Raw genomic sequence first — 16407 nt, 5'->3', positions numbered from 1 at the left:
GCATGTCATGTCCACTCTCCAGCACGCGAGCCAGGCCGCCGGCGCCGGCCGGTCTGCTCAGCAACTCCTGGCCTGGAGCCGCGATCAGGTCGAACCCGCACTCCGTGCCGCGGTCGGAAAGATGCCGCTGGCAACTCAGCGGATCACCAACTACCACTTCGGCTGGGAGGACGAGGAAGGAGCTCCAGCCAACGCTGACGGGGGCAAAGCGCTCCGCCCAGCGCTGGTACTCCTGGCTGCTCAAGCCGTTGGCGGTACTGCGGAAGCTGCGGTTCCCGCTGCGGTAGCGGTGGAGCTGGTCCACAACTTCTCGCTGCTGCACGACGACGTGATGGACTGCGACCTGACCCGGCGGCACCGGGCGACCGCGTGGTCCGTTTTCGGTCTCGGCCCGGCGATCCTGGCCGGTGACGCATTGCTCAGTCTGGCGTTCGAAGTACTCGTTGACAGCGGCAACCATCGGGCGGACGAAGGGTCCAGGATGCTGGGCGCTGCGGTCCAGGAGCTGGTCGACGGGCAACTGTCGGACTCGCACTTCGAGACCCGCGACGACGTCGTACTGGCGGAGTGCGTGCGGATGGCTCAGCTCAAGACGGGCGCGCTGCTCGGGTGCTCGACGGCACTCGGTGCGCTCTTCGGCGGCGGCCGGACCGAGCAGGTCGACCACCTGCGCTTGTACGGCGAGGATCTCGGGCTCGCCTACCAGTACGTGGATGATCTGCTGGGTATCTGGGGGGACCCCAAGGTCACGGGCAAGCCGGTGCACTCGGACCTGAGTCGGCGGAAGAAGTCGCTGCCGGCGATCGCTGCGCTGACCTCTGGTACGGACGCCGGTCGTGAGCTTGCGGCGCTGTACCACCGCAAGGACGAACTGTCCGGCGCTGAGTTGGCGCACGCAGCGGACCTGATCGAGGCGACCGGAGCACGAGACCAGAGCCAGCTGCAGGCAGACGCGCTACTGGCTGCCTCCCTGGGCGAACTGGCTTCTGCGCAAGCACTCGAGCCGGCCGCTGCCGAGTTGGAACAACTGGCCAGATTGGCTACGCGCCGCGATCGCTGAAGGAAGGGGGGAAGGATGAAAGGGGGCAAAGTTATGACGACACGCACCATCCTGCTGGCTTCACCGCGCTCGTTCTGTGCCGGTGTCGAGCGGGCCATCGAAGTGGTCGAGCAGTTGCTCGCCCAGCGCAGCCATCCGATCTACGTCCGCAAACAGATCGTCCACAACACCCACGTCGTCGCGGATCTGGAGAGCCGGGGGGCCGTCTTCGTCGACGAACTGGAAGCAGTACCGGACGGCGCGACCGTCGTCTTCTCGGCCCATGGAGTGTCCCCGGCGGTCCGCAGTGAGGCGGACCGTCGGGGGCTGGACGTGATCGACGCGACCTGCCCACTCGTCACCAAGGTGCACGCTGAAGCACGCCGGTACGCCGCCCGCGGCGACACCATCATCTTGATCGGCCACGCGGGGCACGAGGAGGTCGAGGGAACGATGGGGGAGGCGCTGAACCAGACGCTGCTGGTCGAGACGGTCGAGGACGTCGCCCGGTTGCAGGTCGAGGATCCTTCGCGCGTTTCTTATCTGACCCAGACAACGCTGGCGGTGGACGAGACGACGGCCATCTTGGATGCCTTGCGCAACAAGTTCCGCGCTTTGAAGGGTCCGTCCGAGGCGGACATCTGCTATGCGACGACCAATCGGCAGGAAGCGCTCGCCGCCATCGCCGAGGAGGCCGACCTCGTCCTGGTGGTCGGCTCCACCAACTCGTCCAACTCGCGCCGGCTGGTCGAACTGGCGCACAAGCACGGCACCCCGGCGTACCTGGTCGACGACGCGTCGGGAGTCGAGGTCGACTGGCTCGCCGGGGTGCGCGTCGTCGGTCTGACGGCCGGCGCCTCGGCGCCGCCACGACTCGTGGACGGGGTGATCGACTGGCTGCGCGAGTTCGGGCCGGTCGACGTGGTCGAGCGGGAGATCACCCAGGAGACCATCCACTTCACCCTCCCATCAGCGGTGAGGCAAGCATGACCGCCGTACAGCTGGGTCTACCAGAGCTGCCGGTGCTACGACGCAAGTCGCGAGCGCTGGCCGTCGGGAGCGTGCCGGTCGGGGGTGGGGCGCCGGTGTCCGTGCAGTCGATGACGACTACGCCGACGGCTGATGTCGAGGCGACGTTGCGGCAGATTGCGGAGCTGACGGCGGCTGGGTGCCAGATCGTGCGGGTGGCGGTGCCTTCGCAGGATGATGCGGATGCGCTGCCTGCGATTGCTGCGAAGTCGGGGATTCCGGTGGTGGCTGACATTCACTTCCAGCCGCGGTACGTGTTCGCGGCGATCGACGCGGGGTGTGCGGCGGTACGGGTGAATCCGGGCAACATCAAGCAGTTCGACGACAAGATCGCGGAGATCGCCCGGGCCGCGTCGGCGGCGTCGGTGCCGATCAGGATCGGCGTCAACGCGGGGTCGCTGGACCAGCGGCTGCTGGCGAAGTACGGGAAAGCCACTCCGGCGGCGCTGGTGGAGTCGGCGTTGTGGGAGTGCTCGCTGTTCGAGGAGCACGGGTTCACCGATCTGAAAATCTCGGTGAAGCACCATGATCCGCGGGTGATGGTGGCCGCCTACCGCGAGCTGGCGCGCAAGTGTGACTACCCGTTGCATCTCGGCGTGACCGAGGCCGGGCCGTTGTTCCAGGGCACGATCAAGTCGGCCGTCGCGTTCGGCGTGCTGCTCGCCGAGGGGATCGGGGACACGATCCGGGTCTCGCTGTCGGCGCCGCCGGTCGAGGAGATCAAGGTCGGGATCGGGATCCTCGAGTCGCTCGGGCTGCGGCCGCGCCGGCTGGAGATCGTCTCCTGCCCGTCGTGTGGGCGCGCGCAGGTGGACGTCTACAAGCTGGCCGAGCAGGTGACAGCTGCGTTCGAAGGCTTCCCGGTACCGCTCCGAGTGGCCGTGATGGGCTGCGTCGTCAACGGACCCGGCGAGGCGCGGGAGGCCGATCTCGGGGTGTCGTCGGGCAACGGCAAGGGCCAGATCTTCGTCAAGGGCGAGATCGTCCGGACCGTCCCGGAGAGCCAGATCGTCGAGGCGCTGCTCGAGGAGGCGATGAGCCACGAGTGGCCTGCGGCTGTGGGGGAGGACTCATGAATCTTCTGGTGAGTGGTCTGTTCTGGGTGGTCGGGGTGATGGCGGTGACCGCCGTGCTGGCGGTCGTCCTGCGCCGGGCTCGGCAACGGGAGGGCCGTGAGGCGAACAACGAGGTAGCCGGCCAGGTCTTCACGGTTGTCGGCGGGGTGAACGTGGTGATCGCCGCGTTCGTGCTGATCTCGTTGTTCGACGCGATGGACAAGGCGCAGGACACGACGTACGACGAAGCGAACGCGCTCGTCGCGGTGCAGTGGGCGAGTGAGTCGCTCGCGCCGGCGGATCGGGTGAAGGTCGAGGAGCTGACCCAGTCGTACGCGACCGTGGTGTCGGAGCAGGAGTGGCCGGACATGAAGGCGGGCCGGCCGACCAGCGCCGAGGGATGGACGCTGTTGTCCAACCTGCAGACGACGGTCGAACGCGCGAAGACGACGACCGAGCGGCAGGAGAACAGTCGCGTCGAGGCCGCCAACCAGGTCTGGAACGTCTACCAGGCAAGGCAGGTGCGGCTGAACGCCGCGGGCAGCGGGGTCAGTGCGGTCGTCTGGTTCGCGATCATGGTCGGCAGCGTGATGTCGGTGGCGCTGATGTTCATGTTCGGCGGGCCGGGGCTGTACTCGTACGCGATCATCGTGTCGATGCTGTCCGGGGCGATCGGGCTGCTGCTGTTCGCGATCTACCAGCTGCAGAACCCGTTCAGCGGTGGCGCGAGTGTGGGGCCTGACGCCTTCGTCGCGGCGCTGGCCAGGCTGAGTCACGGCGGATGACGATGGCCCGTCCTTCGATTGCCCGCCCTTTGGTTGCCCCGCTCGCCGGCGTACGCCCCGTACTGCGTGCGTCGGCGGGTGTGGGTGCCTTCGTCCTCGCTTGCCTGACGACCGTACTGGTTGCGGGCTCGTCGGATGCGGCTGCGGACTGCTCGATGCTGCAGTTCCAGACGGCGGGGTACAGCTCTTTGTCGCGGTTGGCATTGGTGGAGTTGCCGTCGGGGCGGAGTACCGACCTTGGACGGCTCGACTACCAGATCAACGCTGCGGGTTATGCCAAAGATCAGGACCTGGTTTATGGGATCGCTACGCGGGACAGGTCGGGGTGGTTGCGTCGGCGGCCGCACCTGGTGACCGTCGATCGCCGCGGCGCCGTCACCGATCTCGGTCAGGTGAGGGTCGGTGTCGGTGGGGTCGCCGACCCGACGGCCGGGGCGGTGGCGGGGTCGCGGCTGTACCTGCGCGACGGGCATCGGCTGTACACGATGGACATCGACCCGGGCAGTACGACGTACAAGTCAGTCGTGAAGGTGGTGCATCTGTCGTCGGTGTTGCTGGCGTTGTCGGTGGATGATTTCGCGGTGAATCCGGTGGACGGGTTGCTCTATGGGATCTCGACGTCTGGGCAGAAGGCTCGGGTGGTGAGTCTGGATCCTCAACGGGGCAAGGTGAAAGTCGTCGCTACTGTGCGGGGGATACCTGGGCGCGACTCTTATAGCTCGGTGGTGATGTCGGGCGGGGTGCTGTACGCCGTGCGGACAGGGTATGGCTCGCGGAGCCACCTGTATCGCGTGGGGCTGGACGGCTCTTCGACCTCTTTGGCGACCTTGCCGGCTGCTGTCGGCTCTGATGCCGCGGGCTGTCTTTACACCGCACCTCCGCCGCCACCACCTCCGCCTCCGCCGACCCCGACTCCTACGCCGCCTCGGCCTACGCCGACGCCAACTCCCAAGCCCTCTCCGACTCCGACGCCTACTCCGACACCCACGCCTTCTCCCACTCCTACGCCTACTCCCACGCCGCCTCCTTCTGTGCGGCCTTCGCCTCCCCCCACGCCTACGCCGACACCCACGCCGTCGCCGACTCCGACGCCCGTGGCCGATCTCCCGCTGGCGCCGCCTCCGCCTCCGACCCCGACGCCCACGCCGACTCCCCGTCCGATCCGGCCCACTCCTTCGGAGATCACCATCGCTCCCCAGACGGCCGCCACCCCACCTCCCAACGACCGTACGGTCCAAGTCCTCCGTCGCTGGTCCCTGGCCACGCTCCTGGTGGTTCTGACCGGTGGCGCCGCCATGGCCGCCCAACGCCGAATGCATCGGTGAACTCGTGAAGTTGGTGGGGAGGGAGCAAGAGCTCCGGGTACTACGATCCGCGCTGCGGGCCGTTCCCGGGCTGGTACTGGTCGTCGGGGAAGCAGGGGTCGGCAAGAGCCGGTTGGTCGCGGAGGTACAGGGATCGCACACCGGCCGATGGCTGGTCGGCCAGTGCCGGCCGGTGGAGGAGCAGATCCCTCTGGCTCCCGTGCTCGAAGCCATCGGAGAGCCGGTACTGCGCTCAGGTACGCGCCACGCCGTCTTCAGCTCCGTGCTGGAGCAGCTGTCCGGCGCCGGACCGACCGTTCTCGTGGTGGAGGATCTGCATTGGGCCGACCCTGGAACCCTGCAACTGCTGCGTTTCCTCGCGGGCCGGCTGCCTCGCGAGTTCGTGCTGATCGGCACGTACCGTCCGGAGGACACTCAGCATGCGGGCGAGATCACGGCGCTGGCTGGCTGCGTACCAACGGGGGCGCGGGCGACCGAAGTACGGGTTCAGCCGTTGGAGCCTCCTGCAGTACAAGAGTTGGCCGCTGGTTTGCTCGGCGTGAAGTCGTTGCCGACGGCATTGGCCGATGAGTTGGTCAAGCGCACCGGCGGTCTTCCGTTTGTCGTCGAGGAGCTCCTTCGTGACGAAACGCTGGGGCGCGGCGATACATTGCTGCGGGCCTTGGCTAGCAAACCGGCGCCCGTCGCTTTGCGGGCCTCGCTCACCATTCGGCTTCAGCAGCTTCCGGACTCTTCCCGCGCGGTGATCCGCGCTGCCGCCGTACTCGATGCGCCTGCGTCAGAAGCGATCCTGGGCGTCGTCGCCGAGGTCTCCGGGCACCAGTTGACGGCTGCGATGGACGCCGGGTTGGCCCGCGGTCTCCTCGGCGAACCGAAACCAGGCCTATACGACCTGCGCCATGCGCTCGCTCGTCGCGCGATCTACGAGACGATCCCGCCGGACGAAGTACGACGACTGCATCGCCGGGCCGCTGGCGCGCTGGCTGCGGTCGAGCCTCCGGATCATGCGCAAATCGCTGTGCACTCACGGCTTGGTGGGTCTCTTGGGGACTGGATGATCCACTCGGAGCTTGCTGCCGAGCATGCGGTCAGCCGGGGCGATCATGCTGCGGCCGTCTGCCAGTTGACGGAGATGCTGGAGTTGGAGGCGTTGCCGTGGGGGGATCGCGCGCGGTTGGCAGTGAAGCTGGGGCAGGCTGCGTCGGCTACTGGTGCGCTTGAGGATGCTGTCGCGACACTTCGGACTGTACTGGGCGGCTCTAGCGTTGCGAGTGCTGTTCGCGGGCGGTTGCGGTTGGCGTTGGGGTTGTTGCTTTCTGAGCAGGCGGGGGAGATCTGCGCCGGGCGGCGGGAGCTGGCGGCGGCTGTCAGCGAGTTGGGTTCGGATCCGGAGTCGGCGGCTTGGGCTTTGTCGGCGTTGGCGGTACCGACGATGGGGCCTGACTCGATTGCTGAGCAGCGTGGGTGGCTGGAGCACGCGCTGCTTTTGGTGGGTGATCATGCAGAGGGGGCGGGGCAACTCGCAGTACGGCGGAATCAGGCGCGGTTCCGGTTGGCTCTTGGTGAAGTCGACGAGGCTGATGGGGTTGAGGTCGCCAGCGGGTTGGCGTGGTTGGGGCACGATCGGCGCAGTACCGCGTTGCTCGACCGCGCCGCCGAAACCGAGAACCCTTTCACCAGAACAGCAATCGCCGCGGTCAGGGCGCGACTGGACTTTGCTGCCGGCAACTGGTCCGGCCTGGCGGACCGCCTGGCCCGGGCCCGCCTAGAGGCAGCCAACCTACCTTTGGTGCGTGCCGAACTGGACCTCGTCGACGGCCGCCTCCGCCTGGCCCAAGGTGATGTTGCTGGAGGCAAACAACTACTCGAGTCGGTCCTGGACACGACTGTCCGCGGCCCGTGGCCCCTCCGCGCGGCTGCGGCAGCTGCCCTCGGCCCTTACGCCGACGCTCCTGTGGACGAATGCATCGCCATGGTGATCCACAAGCACGGCTGGGCCTGGGCGAGCGACCTACTGACCTGCGCCTTCAGCGGGCTCCCTCATTCAAAGGTCGCCACACACGAACTGGCGGCAAGGTTCACCGCGGCGGTCGACGACTTGGACGCGCCCGCCGCGACGGCGGCTGTCTCGCTGATCCACGCCGTCCTCGAGCAATCACCAGACCTGTTCACCACCGCCGCCGACCAATACCGAGCAATGGGCAGACACTACGACGAATCCATAGCCCTGGAAGCCCGCGGCCGACTCCTACTGGCTCACGGTGACCCCAACGACCTGATCTCGATCGCCAACACCTACGAAGCAATGGGCGCCCGAGCCGACGCCCGCCGCTGCCGCGAAGCTCTCCGCGAAGCAGGCGTCCCCATCACCCCCAAACGAGGCCGCCGAGGCTACGGCAACGCCCTCTCCCCAAGAGAACTAGAAGTAGCCCGCCTAGCCGCAGAAGGCCTCAGCAACACCCGCATCGCCGCTACTCTCACCCTCTCCGTAAGCACCATAGAAGACCACCTCTCCCACGCCATGCGAAAACTAGAAGTCCACTCCCGCCACGACCTAGCCCCCCACCTAACCCGCTAACCCACGTGAGAACAGCCTCGTGGCGCTACGCGCCACCTCGGCTCCGCCTGGATGCTGACGCGTCGGCCCCTCCGATGCAGGCAACCTGAGCGCCGGTGCTCGCTTGCGTTCGTCCCCGGGGTACAGCCTCGTGGCGCTGGGGCGCCACCTCGGCCTCCGGCTGGATGCTGACGCGCTGAGTCCTTCGAAGTGATTCAACCTGAGCGCAGGTACTGGGCTGTTGCTGGCTCGACGCCGTCCGCCCGCGAGTAAAGCCTCGTGGCGCCAGGCGCCACCTCGGCTCCGCCTGGATGCTGACGGGATCAGACTGTCGATGGGACGGCGACCTGAGCGCGGGTGCTGGGCTGGTGCTGCCTCGTGGCGCTGGGCGCCACCTCCTGGATGCTGACGCGTTGACCCCTCCGACGAGTGAATCCCTTGGCGTTTGGCAACTGGCAGCTCCGCTGGTCGAACGGTCGGCCGGTGCAGGCGTCGTGGCGCCTAGCGCCACCTCGGCACCTCGGCACCTGCGGATGCTGAGGCGCTGAGCCCTTCGAAGCGGCTCAACCTGAGCGCAGGTACTTGGCTGTTACTGGCTAGCCGTCTACCGCCTGCGGGTAAAGCCTCGTGGCGCTGGGCGCCACCTCGGGTCCGCCTGGATGCTGACGGGATCAGACCTTCGTTGGGGACGGCGACCTGAGCGCCGGTGCTTGGGGTGTTGCTGCACGAAACGCGAGGAGAACTGCCTCGTGGCGCTGCGCGCCACCTCGGGCGCGTGGATGCGGACGCGTTGATCCCATCGACGCGGGGCAAACCCGAGCGGCGGTAGTGCCCGGCGTCTGCTCGCAACGGTCGGGTGTGATGGAAGCCCTTAGCGCCGGTGGTGGTACTCATCCGCTCCTGTCCGCCGGTTGGGTCTGGGCAGGGCCAGCCACACGGTCGGGAGGCGTGCCGACGGACAGGAGGTAATAGACGCCACCTAGTGCACTTGAGCGCGCAGAGCCAGCCTGCGTACATCGTGTTGAGGTGCACTACCTGTCGATCGGCACACCACCCGCCGCCCCGGCACGGATTTCAGCGGTGACGAGCACGACCTAGGCGCGAGCATGTCGTGGCTAGCTAGCTCAGTTCGGCGGGCAAGCGGCGGTCGCCTGACGCGTACAGCGTCCACGGCGGCGTGGGCGAGTATCTGGCGCCTGACACCAGCCCGGCAGACGGCCCGGCAGTCCCCTCACCCAGACGGTGAGCGTGGGGGGGAGTACCTGGCGCCTGACGCCTGCCCCGGCTTGTCGCCGGGGCAGGGGGGCAGGGTCAGGCGGTGATGATGGCGGGGTCGCTGACGCCTGCTTCGCCGGTTTCTACGTAGCCGGCGAAGCGGCGGAGGAACGTTGGGGCGGTGTCGGCGACCACCGATACGTCGTACCACTGCTTGCTGTGGTGGATGTTCAGCTTGTACTGCGTCGTGCGGCCCTTGAGGACCTTCAAGCGCTTGGGGCGGCCGTCGTACGAGTTCGTGAGGGTGAAGATGACGTCAGCCGTGCTGCTGTTGGTGAGGGTGAAGTCGAGGTCGCCGGTGGTGCCGTTGTGGCGGGCGGTGATCTCGAGGGCGGTGTCGGGCTTGGACTTGAAGGTGCGGAGGAAGCCGTTCGGGCCGTGGACGGTCAGGTCGGTGGCGCCGCCGGAGTAGGCGGTGTTCCAAGTGTCGGCGATCGTCTTGCCGGCTTCGGTGGTGTAGGTCCACGGGCCGTCGGTGCGGTTCGCCGAGGTGATCAGGAACTGCGCGCCCGCATCGTTGCCGGAGGCAAACGTCAGCTGGTACTTGCCGGCCTGGGTGGCGCCGTCGACGTACGGTGCGTAGGGCAACGGCCTGGTCCGCCGGGCGCCCGGCTCCTGGACCGGCATGGTGCCGACCGCCGGGGGCTTGGGCACGTAGCTCGGGTGGGTGTCGCGGTCCGGCGGCTCGTACGCCGAGGTGTCGGGCAACGTACCGGGGTTGTTGTCGGTCTTGTCGAAGTCGAACGCCGAGGTGAGGTCACCGCAGATCGCCCGCCGCCAGGGCGAGATGTTCGGCTCGTGCACCCCGAACCGTCGCTCCATGAAGCGGATGATCGAGGTGTGGTCGAAGACCTCCGAGCAGGTGTACCCGCCGGTGCTCCACGGCGAGACGACGAGCATCGGGACCCGCTGGCCGAGCCCGTACGCACCGGCGGCGTAGCTCGGGCCACCGGCGTACAGGTCGGGTTTGACGTCGACGGTCGACAGACCCTGCGACGCGGACATCGGCGGGTACGGCGGGACCTCGTGGTCGAAGAAGCCGTCGTTCTCGTCGTACGTGATGAACAGCGCGGTCTTGCTCCAGACCTCGGGGTTCGAGGTGAGCGCTTCGAGGATCTGCGAGACGTACCAGGCGCCGTAGTTGGCCGGCCAGTTCGGGTGCTCGGTGAACGCCTCGGGCGCCGCGATCCAGGAGATCTGCGGGAGCTTGTCCTTCTGGACGTCGTCACGCAGCTGACCGAAGAAGCTCTCGCCTGCCTTGGCGTTCGTACCGGTCCGTGCCTTGTCGTACAGCGGGTTGCCCGGCGCGGCGTTGCGGTAGTTGTTGAAGTACAGCAGCGAGTTGTCGCCGTAGTTGCCGCGGTACGGGTCGTTGATCCAGCCCCACCCGCCGTCGGCGTCGAGGCCGTCGCCGATGTCCTGGTAGATCTTCCACGAGACGCCGGCCTGCTCGAGCCGTTCCGGGTACGTCGTCCAGCCGTAGCCCAGCTCGTCGTTGCCGAGGACCGGGCCGCCGCCGGTACCGTCGTTGCCGACGTAGCCGGTCCACATGTAGTAGCGGTTCGGGTCGGTGGCGCCGATGAACGAGCAGTGGTACGAGTCGCAGATGGTGAACTTGTCCGCCAGCGCGTAGTGGAACGGGATGTCCTCGCGGGTCAGGTACGCCATCGTGGTCGACGTCTTGGCCGGGATCCACTGGTCGTACTTGCCGTTGTTGAACGCGCGGTGGCCGCCGGCCCAGTCGTGGTTCAGGTCCTGGATGAACTGCAGCCCCAGGTTGTCCGCGTCCGGGCGGAACGGGAGGATCTCCTTCGTACCGCTCTGCTGGTGGAAGACCGACTTGCCGCTCGGCAGCGTGACCGGGCGCGGGTCCCCGAAGCCGCGGACGCCCTTCAGCGAGCCGAAGTAGTGGTCGAAGGACCGGTTCTCCTGCATCAGGACGACGATGTGCTCGACATCCTCGATGCTGCCGGTCCGGCGGTTGGCCGGGATCGCGGCGGCCTGCTCAATACTGCTCGACATCGCCGCGAGCGCGGCGGTGCCACCGGCGAGCTGCATAAACCGACGGCGGTTCAGATCTGGCATGACGGGTCTCCTCATCGGGCGGGACGGGTGGAGCGTTCAGCACCAGCACTGCATCGGAGGCACCCTAACCGGAACTTCAGATGGACGGAATATGAAGTTTGTTGTTCATTTCCAACCGACTGCAAGCTGTAACGGACGGAGTTAACGTTTGAACAGCGTCTGGTACGTCGCCTACGGCTCGAATCTCGCACTGAATCGGTTCCGCTGCTACGTCTCCGGCGGACGCCCGGCCGGCGGCATGCGCGACTACATCGGCTGCCGTGACCCCAGCGAACCCGCGGACATCCTCAGCCTCCACATCCCCGGCGGCCTCGTCTTCTCCGGCGAGTCGAAGGTATGGACCGGAGGCAGCGCCTTTTACGACCCGTACGCCGGTACGCGGGTTGCCGCTCGCGCCTACCTCATCACCACCGACCAGTTCGCTGATGTGGTCGCGCAGGAGATGCGTCGTCCACCCGGCGGCCCCTTCGCACTGGCCCTGAGTGCAGTCGCGCAATCGGTCGAGACCGTGCACGCGATGGGCCCCGGCCGCTACGAGACGATCACGCGGGTGGGCCTGCGCGACGGCGTACCGATGCTGACGATGACCCACGGCGAGGCGGCTGACCTCGAACCATCAGCTCCCAGCGCCGCCTACCTCACCTGGATCGCCGCCGGGCTGCGTGAGGCGCATGGGTGGGACGCGGGCGAGATCGCCGACTACCTCGGCAATGCCGTCGGAGTGAAGGGCCGGTGGGGTCGCGAGGAGCTGGTAGCGGTCGTGGGGAGTAGCTCACACATCTCATATCGTATGAAACTCATATGATACGGTCTAGATATTAGACGACTGGAGAGGTGAGGGGTATGCGGATCACGGTGTTCGGGGCTACTGGGCGAATCGGGGCTGCGGTGGTTGAGCAGGGGCTCGAGGCGGGACACAAGGTGGTGGCGGTGGTGCGGGAGTCGGCTCGGTATGAGGTGCGGCATCCGGCACTCGAGGTGGTGAAGGTGTCGGGGGTGACGGCGGCGGCCGAATTGCTGCCCGCAGTTGATGGGGCTGAGGCCGTGGTGTCGGGGATCGGGCCGCGGGGGCGGAAGGATGGACCGGTGACGTCGACCTCGACCAGGGCGATCGTTCAGGCGATGTGGGAGTCCGGAGTACGCCGGTACGTCGGGGTCAGCGCGGCACCCGTCGGGCCGATCCCGGAGGGCGACAGCTTGCTCAACCGGGCGTTCATCCATCCGTTCTTCGGGTGGATTCTCAAGGAGACGTACGCCGATCTCGCGCTGATGGAGAAAGAACTGGCCGCGAGCGGAGCCGAGTGGACCGTTGTCAGGCCGCCGAAGCTGGTCAGCAAGCCGGTCACCGGTGTCTATCGCACGGCGCTGGACGCCAACCTTCCGCGTGGTCTCTCGGTCTCCCGCGAGGACACCGCCCACTTCATGCTCGCCGCGCTCGCCGACCCGCTGACGATCGGCCATGCGGTCGGCATCGCGTACTGATGAGGTTCATCAAGCTCGCCAACCTCTCGTTCGCCGGACTCTTCGCCGGATTCCTGCTCACAGTCCTCGTCCTGGAGCAATCGCTGCGCAGCTTCGACGCACACGTCTACACCCAGGTGCGCCAGGTCGAGCTCGCCCGGCTCGACACCCTGGCCAGCGTGACGTTGCTCCCGGCACTCATCACGACGATCGTTCTGGTACTGCGAGCTAGAAGCGCGCCGACGATCGCAGCACTCGCGCTCCTGGCCGGCGTCTTCTTGCTGACGCTGGTCGTCAACCTGCCCATCAACCACGACCAAGCCGGCTGGTCGGTCCAGACTCCACCGGCCGACTGGGCCGACGTACGGACCGGTGGCAACTCGCGCATCTCGCCCGGACGGTCGCCGCGATCGTCGCGTTCGGTTTGCTGATCGGCGTACCGGGGAGATCGGCTGCGTAAAGTGTTGTTCGAGATTCGTACAACACGAGGAGCAGATCTTATGAATCCGGTAACGGCCCACGACGCCCGGCGCCGACGCCGGCTGGCGACCGAGATCAAGGATTCACTGCGCGAGCTGAGCAACCAGCTCGCCCTGCTCAACCACCAGGTCGGCGCGCACCTCGACCTCAAGGACGTCGACCTGGACTGCCTCGAACTCATCACCAGGCACGGCCCGCTCAGCCCGAGCGAGATCGCCCGCCGAGCCGGCCTGCACCCCGCCACCATGACCGGCATCCTCGACCGGCTCCAGAAGGGCGGCTGGGTAGCCCGCGAACGCAACCCCGAAGCCACCGACCGCCGCGCCGTCACGGTCCACGCCCTCCGCGAACGCAGCGCCGAGGTCTTCAAGCTGTACGCGGGTATGAACAGCAAGATGGACAACCTCCTGGCCGACTACTCAGCCGCCGACCTGGAGCTCCTGTCCGACTTCCTCCAACGCACCACCACCGCGGGCCAAGCAGCGACCACCACCCTCGCCGAAGCCTGACCGAGCCCACCACTGGCGGGCTCGGACACCCAACGGCGACCTTGAACAGGTAATAACTTGTTCAAGGTCACCGCTAGATGTTCAAGCCCACCAGTGGTGGGTATGCAGGGCTACTTGGCGATCGCGAGGCAGGTGGTGGTGGACTTCTTGGTGGGGTCGGATTCTGAGGTTGCGGTGAAGGTGATGCTGGCCAGGCGCGATGCCTTGGCGGCGGCCTTGGCCTGGACCGGGATCTTGATGGTGGAGCCGGTCTTGGCGGTGGCGAGGGCGTTCGGAAGGGACAGGGTCCAGCCCTTGCCGGTGATCTTGGCGGACAGTCGGTAGACGTCGTTGTTCAGGTACTTCGCGACGTCCTCAGGATGCGTGCCTTGCGGCGGTGCAGTCTTGCCGGTGTTGGTCAGCGGGAAGACGCAGGTGCTGACGCCGGCACGGCCCGGGAGGCCAACCGTCGGGAGCACCCGTACGCCGCGCCGCTGCGGGCCGGCGCCATCGAGGGAGCGGATCGCGACGGTGTAGGACAGCTCGCCCTTGGCGTTACGGTGCACGTTGGTGATGTAGAAGTGCAGCCGGTTCGCCTGATCTACGTACTCGTACTCGCTGCCCGAGTTGGTACCGGCGTGGAACAGCGCGTCGGACAACTGGCGGTAGTCGCCGATCGTGATCGGGACCTTCGTACCGTCGGGCAGCACGTAGTCGGTCATGTTGATGTCCTGCGGGTTGGCGTCGATGACCCACTCGAAGGGCGCCGCGTCCTGGTTCTTGGTCTTCGTCAGCAGGACGCCGGAGTCGGGCGTGAACGAGTCGGTACCGACCCGGTCGACGACCTCGATCGTGTAGTTGTTGTACCCGCCGCCGTCGCACATCGGGTCGGTGCTGACATCGCACTTGGGGGAGAGGTCGCCGGTGCCGAGCGCGATGTTGATGCCCGACAGGTCCTGAGCGCCCGGCTGGATCGCCCGGGCGGTGACGTCGGCGACCACCAGGCCGGATTGCGCGAGGGCCTCGCGCGAGAGCCGGAGTACGTTCTGCTCGTCGACCATCTGCAGCTTGATCTTGTTGCGCAGCATGTGTTGTGCGCCCATCGATGCGCCGCCGGTGGCCGGGATCATCCAGCGGCTGTGGGGGCCGCCGGGACCGTTGAACGTGCCGCGGCTGAGCATCTCCCACGGGCCGGAGTAGTCCCGTCGCGCCGGTACGCCGAACGGGTTGTTGTAGTTGTCGCCGATCCCGAGGATGTGGCTCAGCTCGTGGGCGAAGACCGACATGCCGGAGCTCTCGGCCTGCGTGGTCGAACCGCCACCGGCGTTGGGCCACAGCGTCGAGCCGGATGCCCAGGAGGTCCAGGGGACGTACCGGGTGAGCGACCAGTTCGGCAGCAGCGGGTCCGGCGGGCCGAAGTCGTCGGTAACGTCTTCCTTGGTCGGGAACTTCATCGACCCGAACTCCTGCCAGGTCGACGACTCGTCCTGGCCAGCGCTGAGGTAATACACGAAGTCGAACCCGGCCGGTACTTCGGCGCCCTGGTCGGCGACCCATGCAGCACGGGCATCGGTCCGCAGGTTTTTGTTGCAGCTATCGCCGGCGGGGCAGGCGGTGCCGGCCTGGAACTCCATGCCGTACTCGTACGACTTGCCAGGCAGCCGGTACGCGCCGAAGGAGGTCAGATCGACGCCGTACCGGCCGCCTGAATCTTCCATCCAGTACTCGTGGATCGTGTGCCCGCGGTTGAGCGCGCCGGGCTTGTTGAGGAAGTCGCGGTAGAAGTCGGCGACCTGGTCACGCGGAATGCCGTTGGCCTCGGCGCTCGGGTTGCCGAACGGCGTCGACGCCTTCGGCTGGGTGATCACGAACGGCTGGTTCGGGTAGTCGACGAGCACGAGCGCGCCCTTGAACGTCCGGACCGAACCCTTCTTGCTCGGGTCGGCCCAATCCGTACCGGGCGGCTTCTTGTAGTCGGCCCACGTCATGTGGTCCGGGTTGACCCAGTTCTGCGGGTCGATGGCCTGTCCGAAGCCGGGTTGCGCGACGCGTTTCGCGGCGAACTCCGACTCCTGCCACGGCTGCTGCTGCGGCCAGTGGTCGAACTGCCAGGGGTTGACGGGATCCGGCTTCTCAGCCGCCGGTACTACGGCCGCGGCGGCCGGTCCGGCGTCGGCGCCGGGACGAGCGGCCGGCGTACCGGGTGCCGCGAACGCGAGGCCGGGAATCGAGACGGCGGCCAGCAGGGCGGTCGCTCGCAGGGCAAGCCGGAGCTTTCGTTGCTCAGACACGGGCGGAGTCCGATCGACGAAGGAAACATGCGGAGCTTCATCCTGCCTCATCCGTCGGCGGCGGGCGACAGATGAGATCCGGCTGTAGCTACCGGGTTAAAACATTGACTCGGTCAAGGTTTCGGCCAGAGGACCATCTGGGTGCAGCGGAAGGTGGCGATCTTGCGGCCGGTGTCCTCGTTCGTCACATCGGCGTCCCACACCTGGGTGGTCCGGCCGAGGTGCACCGGCCGGGCCTCGCACAGCACTGCGCCTTCGCGGGCCGTGCCGAGGAAGTTGCTCTTCAACTCGATCGTGGTGAACCCGTTCGACCCCTCGGGCAAGTTGATGATGGTGCCGTAGCCGCAGAGCGTGTCGGCGATGCTGACGACGGTACCGGCGTGGAGGTAGCCGTTCGGCGCCAGGAGCTCGGGGCGTACCGGCGTACGGGCCTTGATGAGCTCCGGCGTCACCGAGGTGAAGTCGATCCCGATCAGCCCCGGCAACGCCCCGACCCCGAACTTGTTGAACTCCTCGGGCGTGTACTTGGTCATGACC

13 protein-coding genes are annotated in these 16407 nt (G+C 67.2%); 10 read left to right on the top strand and 3 right to left on the bottom strand.

Translation table 11 applies throughout. The annotated features are described in order from the left end of the window. The first annotated feature begins 7 nt into the window (after positions 1–7). From OHA70_RS34710 to OHA70_RS34685, 6 genes are read left to right on the top strand one after another with little or no spacing between them, the layout of a single operon-like run. Positions 8–1060, top strand: a complete 1053-nt coding sequence (locus OHA70_RS34710) for a family 2 encapsulin nanocompartment cargo protein polyprenyl transferase (protein WP_328325015.1) — start codon at positions 8–10, stop codon at positions 1058–1060. 33 nt (positions 1061–1093) lie between these two features. Then, positions 1094–2029 (top strand): 4-hydroxy-3-methylbut-2-enyl diphosphate reductase, encoded by a 936-nt coding sequence (gene ispH, locus OHA70_RS34705; RefSeq protein ID WP_328325013.1) that lies wholly within the window; start codon positions 1094–1096, stop codon positions 2027–2029. Continuing rightward, complete coding sequence (ispG, locus tag OHA70_RS34700) at positions 2026–3144, top strand: flavodoxin-dependent (E)-4-hydroxy-3-methylbut-2-enyl-diphosphate synthase (RefSeq protein WP_328325011.1); 1119 nt, start codon at positions 2026–2028, stop codon at positions 3142–3144. The genes ispH and ispG overlap by 4 nt, the downstream gene beginning before the upstream one ends. Next, positions 3141–3908 carry a bestrophin-like domain gene (locus tag OHA70_RS34695; RefSeq protein WP_328325009.1) on the top strand — a complete coding sequence of 256 codons (768 nt, stop codon included), beginning with the start codon at positions 3141–3143 and terminating at the stop codon, positions 3906–3908. The genes ispG and OHA70_RS34695 overlap by 4 nt, the downstream gene beginning before the upstream one ends. Positions 3909–3910: 2 nt before the next feature. After that, positions 3911–5233, top strand: a complete 1323-nt coding sequence (locus tag OHA70_RS34690) for a DUF6923 family protein (RefSeq protein ID WP_328325007.1) — start codon at positions 3911–3913, stop codon at positions 5231–5233. Positions 5234–5237: 4 nt separating this feature from the next. Continuing rightward, on the top strand, positions 5238–7811 hold the full coding sequence (locus OHA70_RS34685; RefSeq protein WP_328325005.1) for an ATP-binding protein: 2574 nt from the start codon (positions 5238–5240) through the stop codon (positions 7809–7811). A gap of 1290 nt (positions 7812–9101) precedes the next feature. Here the strand turns inward: OHA70_RS34685 and OHA70_RS34680 are convergent. Then, positions 9102–11150, bottom strand: coding sequence for a phosphocholine-specific phospholipase C (locus OHA70_RS34680; protein ID WP_328325003.1), 2049 nt, complete (start codon positions 11148–11150; stop codon positions 9102–9104). Positions 11151–11298: 148 nt separating this feature from the next. Here OHA70_RS34680 and OHA70_RS34675 point away from each other — a divergent pair, with 148 nt between their 5' ends. The 4 genes from OHA70_RS34675 to OHA70_RS34660 all read left to right on the top strand — a co-directional run bounded on the left by OHA70_RS34675 (position 11299) and on the right by OHA70_RS34660 (position 13600). Then, complete coding sequence (locus OHA70_RS34675; protein WP_328325001.1) at positions 11299–11955, top strand: histone deacetylase; 657 nt, start codon at positions 11299–11301, stop codon at positions 11953–11955. 38 nt (positions 11956–11993) lie between these two features. Beyond that, entirely contained in the window at positions 11994–12632 is a 639-nt protein-coding gene (locus tag OHA70_RS34670) for an NAD(P)-dependent oxidoreductase (RefSeq protein WP_328324999.1), read from the top strand. Next, on the top strand, positions 12632–13042 hold the full coding sequence (locus tag OHA70_RS34665; RefSeq protein ID WP_328324997.1) for a DUF1772 domain-containing protein: 411 nt from the start codon (positions 12632–12634) through the stop codon (positions 13040–13042). The genes OHA70_RS34670 and OHA70_RS34665 overlap by 1 nt, the downstream gene beginning before the upstream one ends. A 69-nt stretch (positions 13043–13111) precedes the next feature. Then, the gene (locus OHA70_RS34660) at positions 13112–13600 is read left to right on the top strand and encodes a MarR family transcriptional regulator (protein WP_328324995.1); all 489 of its coding nucleotides are present in this window, start codon (positions 13112–13114) and stop codon (positions 13598–13600) included. A gap of 110 nt (positions 13601–13710) precedes the next feature. On the opposite strand, the gene OHA70_RS34655 is transcribed toward OHA70_RS34660, so the two are convergent. Then, positions 13711–15870: a M6 family metalloprotease domain-containing protein gene (locus OHA70_RS34655; protein ID WP_328324993.1), complete on the bottom strand. Its 2160-nt coding sequence runs from the start codon at positions 15868–15870 to the stop codon at positions 13711–13713. Between the two features lie 113 nt (positions 15871–15983). Beyond that, positions 15984–16403, bottom strand: coding sequence for a PaaI family thioesterase (locus OHA70_RS34650; RefSeq protein ID WP_328324991.1), 420 nt, complete (start codon positions 16401–16403; stop codon positions 15984–15986). Positions 16404–16407 lie beyond the last annotated feature (4 nt).

Origin of the sequence: Kribbella sp. NBC_00382 (genome assembly GCF_036067295.1) — a bacterium.
Lineage (GTDB): Bacteria > Actinomycetota > Actinomycetes > Propionibacteriales > Kribbellaceae > Kribbella.
Note: the sequence above shows the minus strand (reverse complement) of the source record. Positions and strands in the feature narration are given on the sequence as shown.

Excerpts from the sequence above, each read along its gene's own strand:
- OHA70_RS34680 (WP_328325003.1), bottom strand. The coding sequence starts at position 11,150 with ATGCCAGATCTGAACCGCCGTCGGTTTATGCAGCTCGCCGGTGGCACC.
- OHA70_RS34695 (WP_328325009.1), top strand. The coding sequence starts at position 3,141 with ATGAATCTTCTGGTGAGTGGTCTGTTCTGGGTGGTCGGGGTGATGGCG.
- OHA70_RS34710 (WP_328325015.1), top strand. The coding sequence starts at position 8 with ATGTCCACTCTCCAGCACGCGAGCCAGGCCGCCGGCGCCGGCCGGTCT.
- ispG (WP_328325011.1), top strand. The coding sequence starts at position 2,026 with ATGACCGCCGTACAGCTGGGTCTACCAGAGCTGCCGGTGCTACGACGC.
- OHA70_RS34650 (WP_328324991.1), bottom strand. The coding sequence starts at position 16,403 with ATGACCAAGTACACGCCCGAGGAGTTCAACAAGTTCGGGGTCGGGGCG.
- OHA70_RS34665 (WP_328324997.1), top strand. The coding sequence starts at position 12,632 with ATGAGGTTCATCAAGCTCGCCAACCTCTCGTTCGCCGGACTCTTCGCC.
- OHA70_RS34660 (WP_328324995.1), top strand. The coding sequence starts at position 13,112 with ATGAATCCGGTAACGGCCCACGACGCCCGGCGCCGACGCCGGCTGGCG.
- OHA70_RS34670 (WP_328324999.1), top strand. The coding sequence starts at position 11,994 with ATGCGGATCACGGTGTTCGGGGCTACTGGGCGAATCGGGGCTGCGGTG.
- OHA70_RS34690 (WP_328325007.1), top strand. The coding sequence starts at position 3,911 with ATGGCCCGTCCTTCGATTGCCCGCCCTTTGGTTGCCCCGCTCGCCGGC.
- ispH (WP_328325013.1), top strand. The coding sequence starts at position 1,094 with ATGACGACACGCACCATCCTGCTGGCTTCACCGCGCTCGTTCTGTGCC.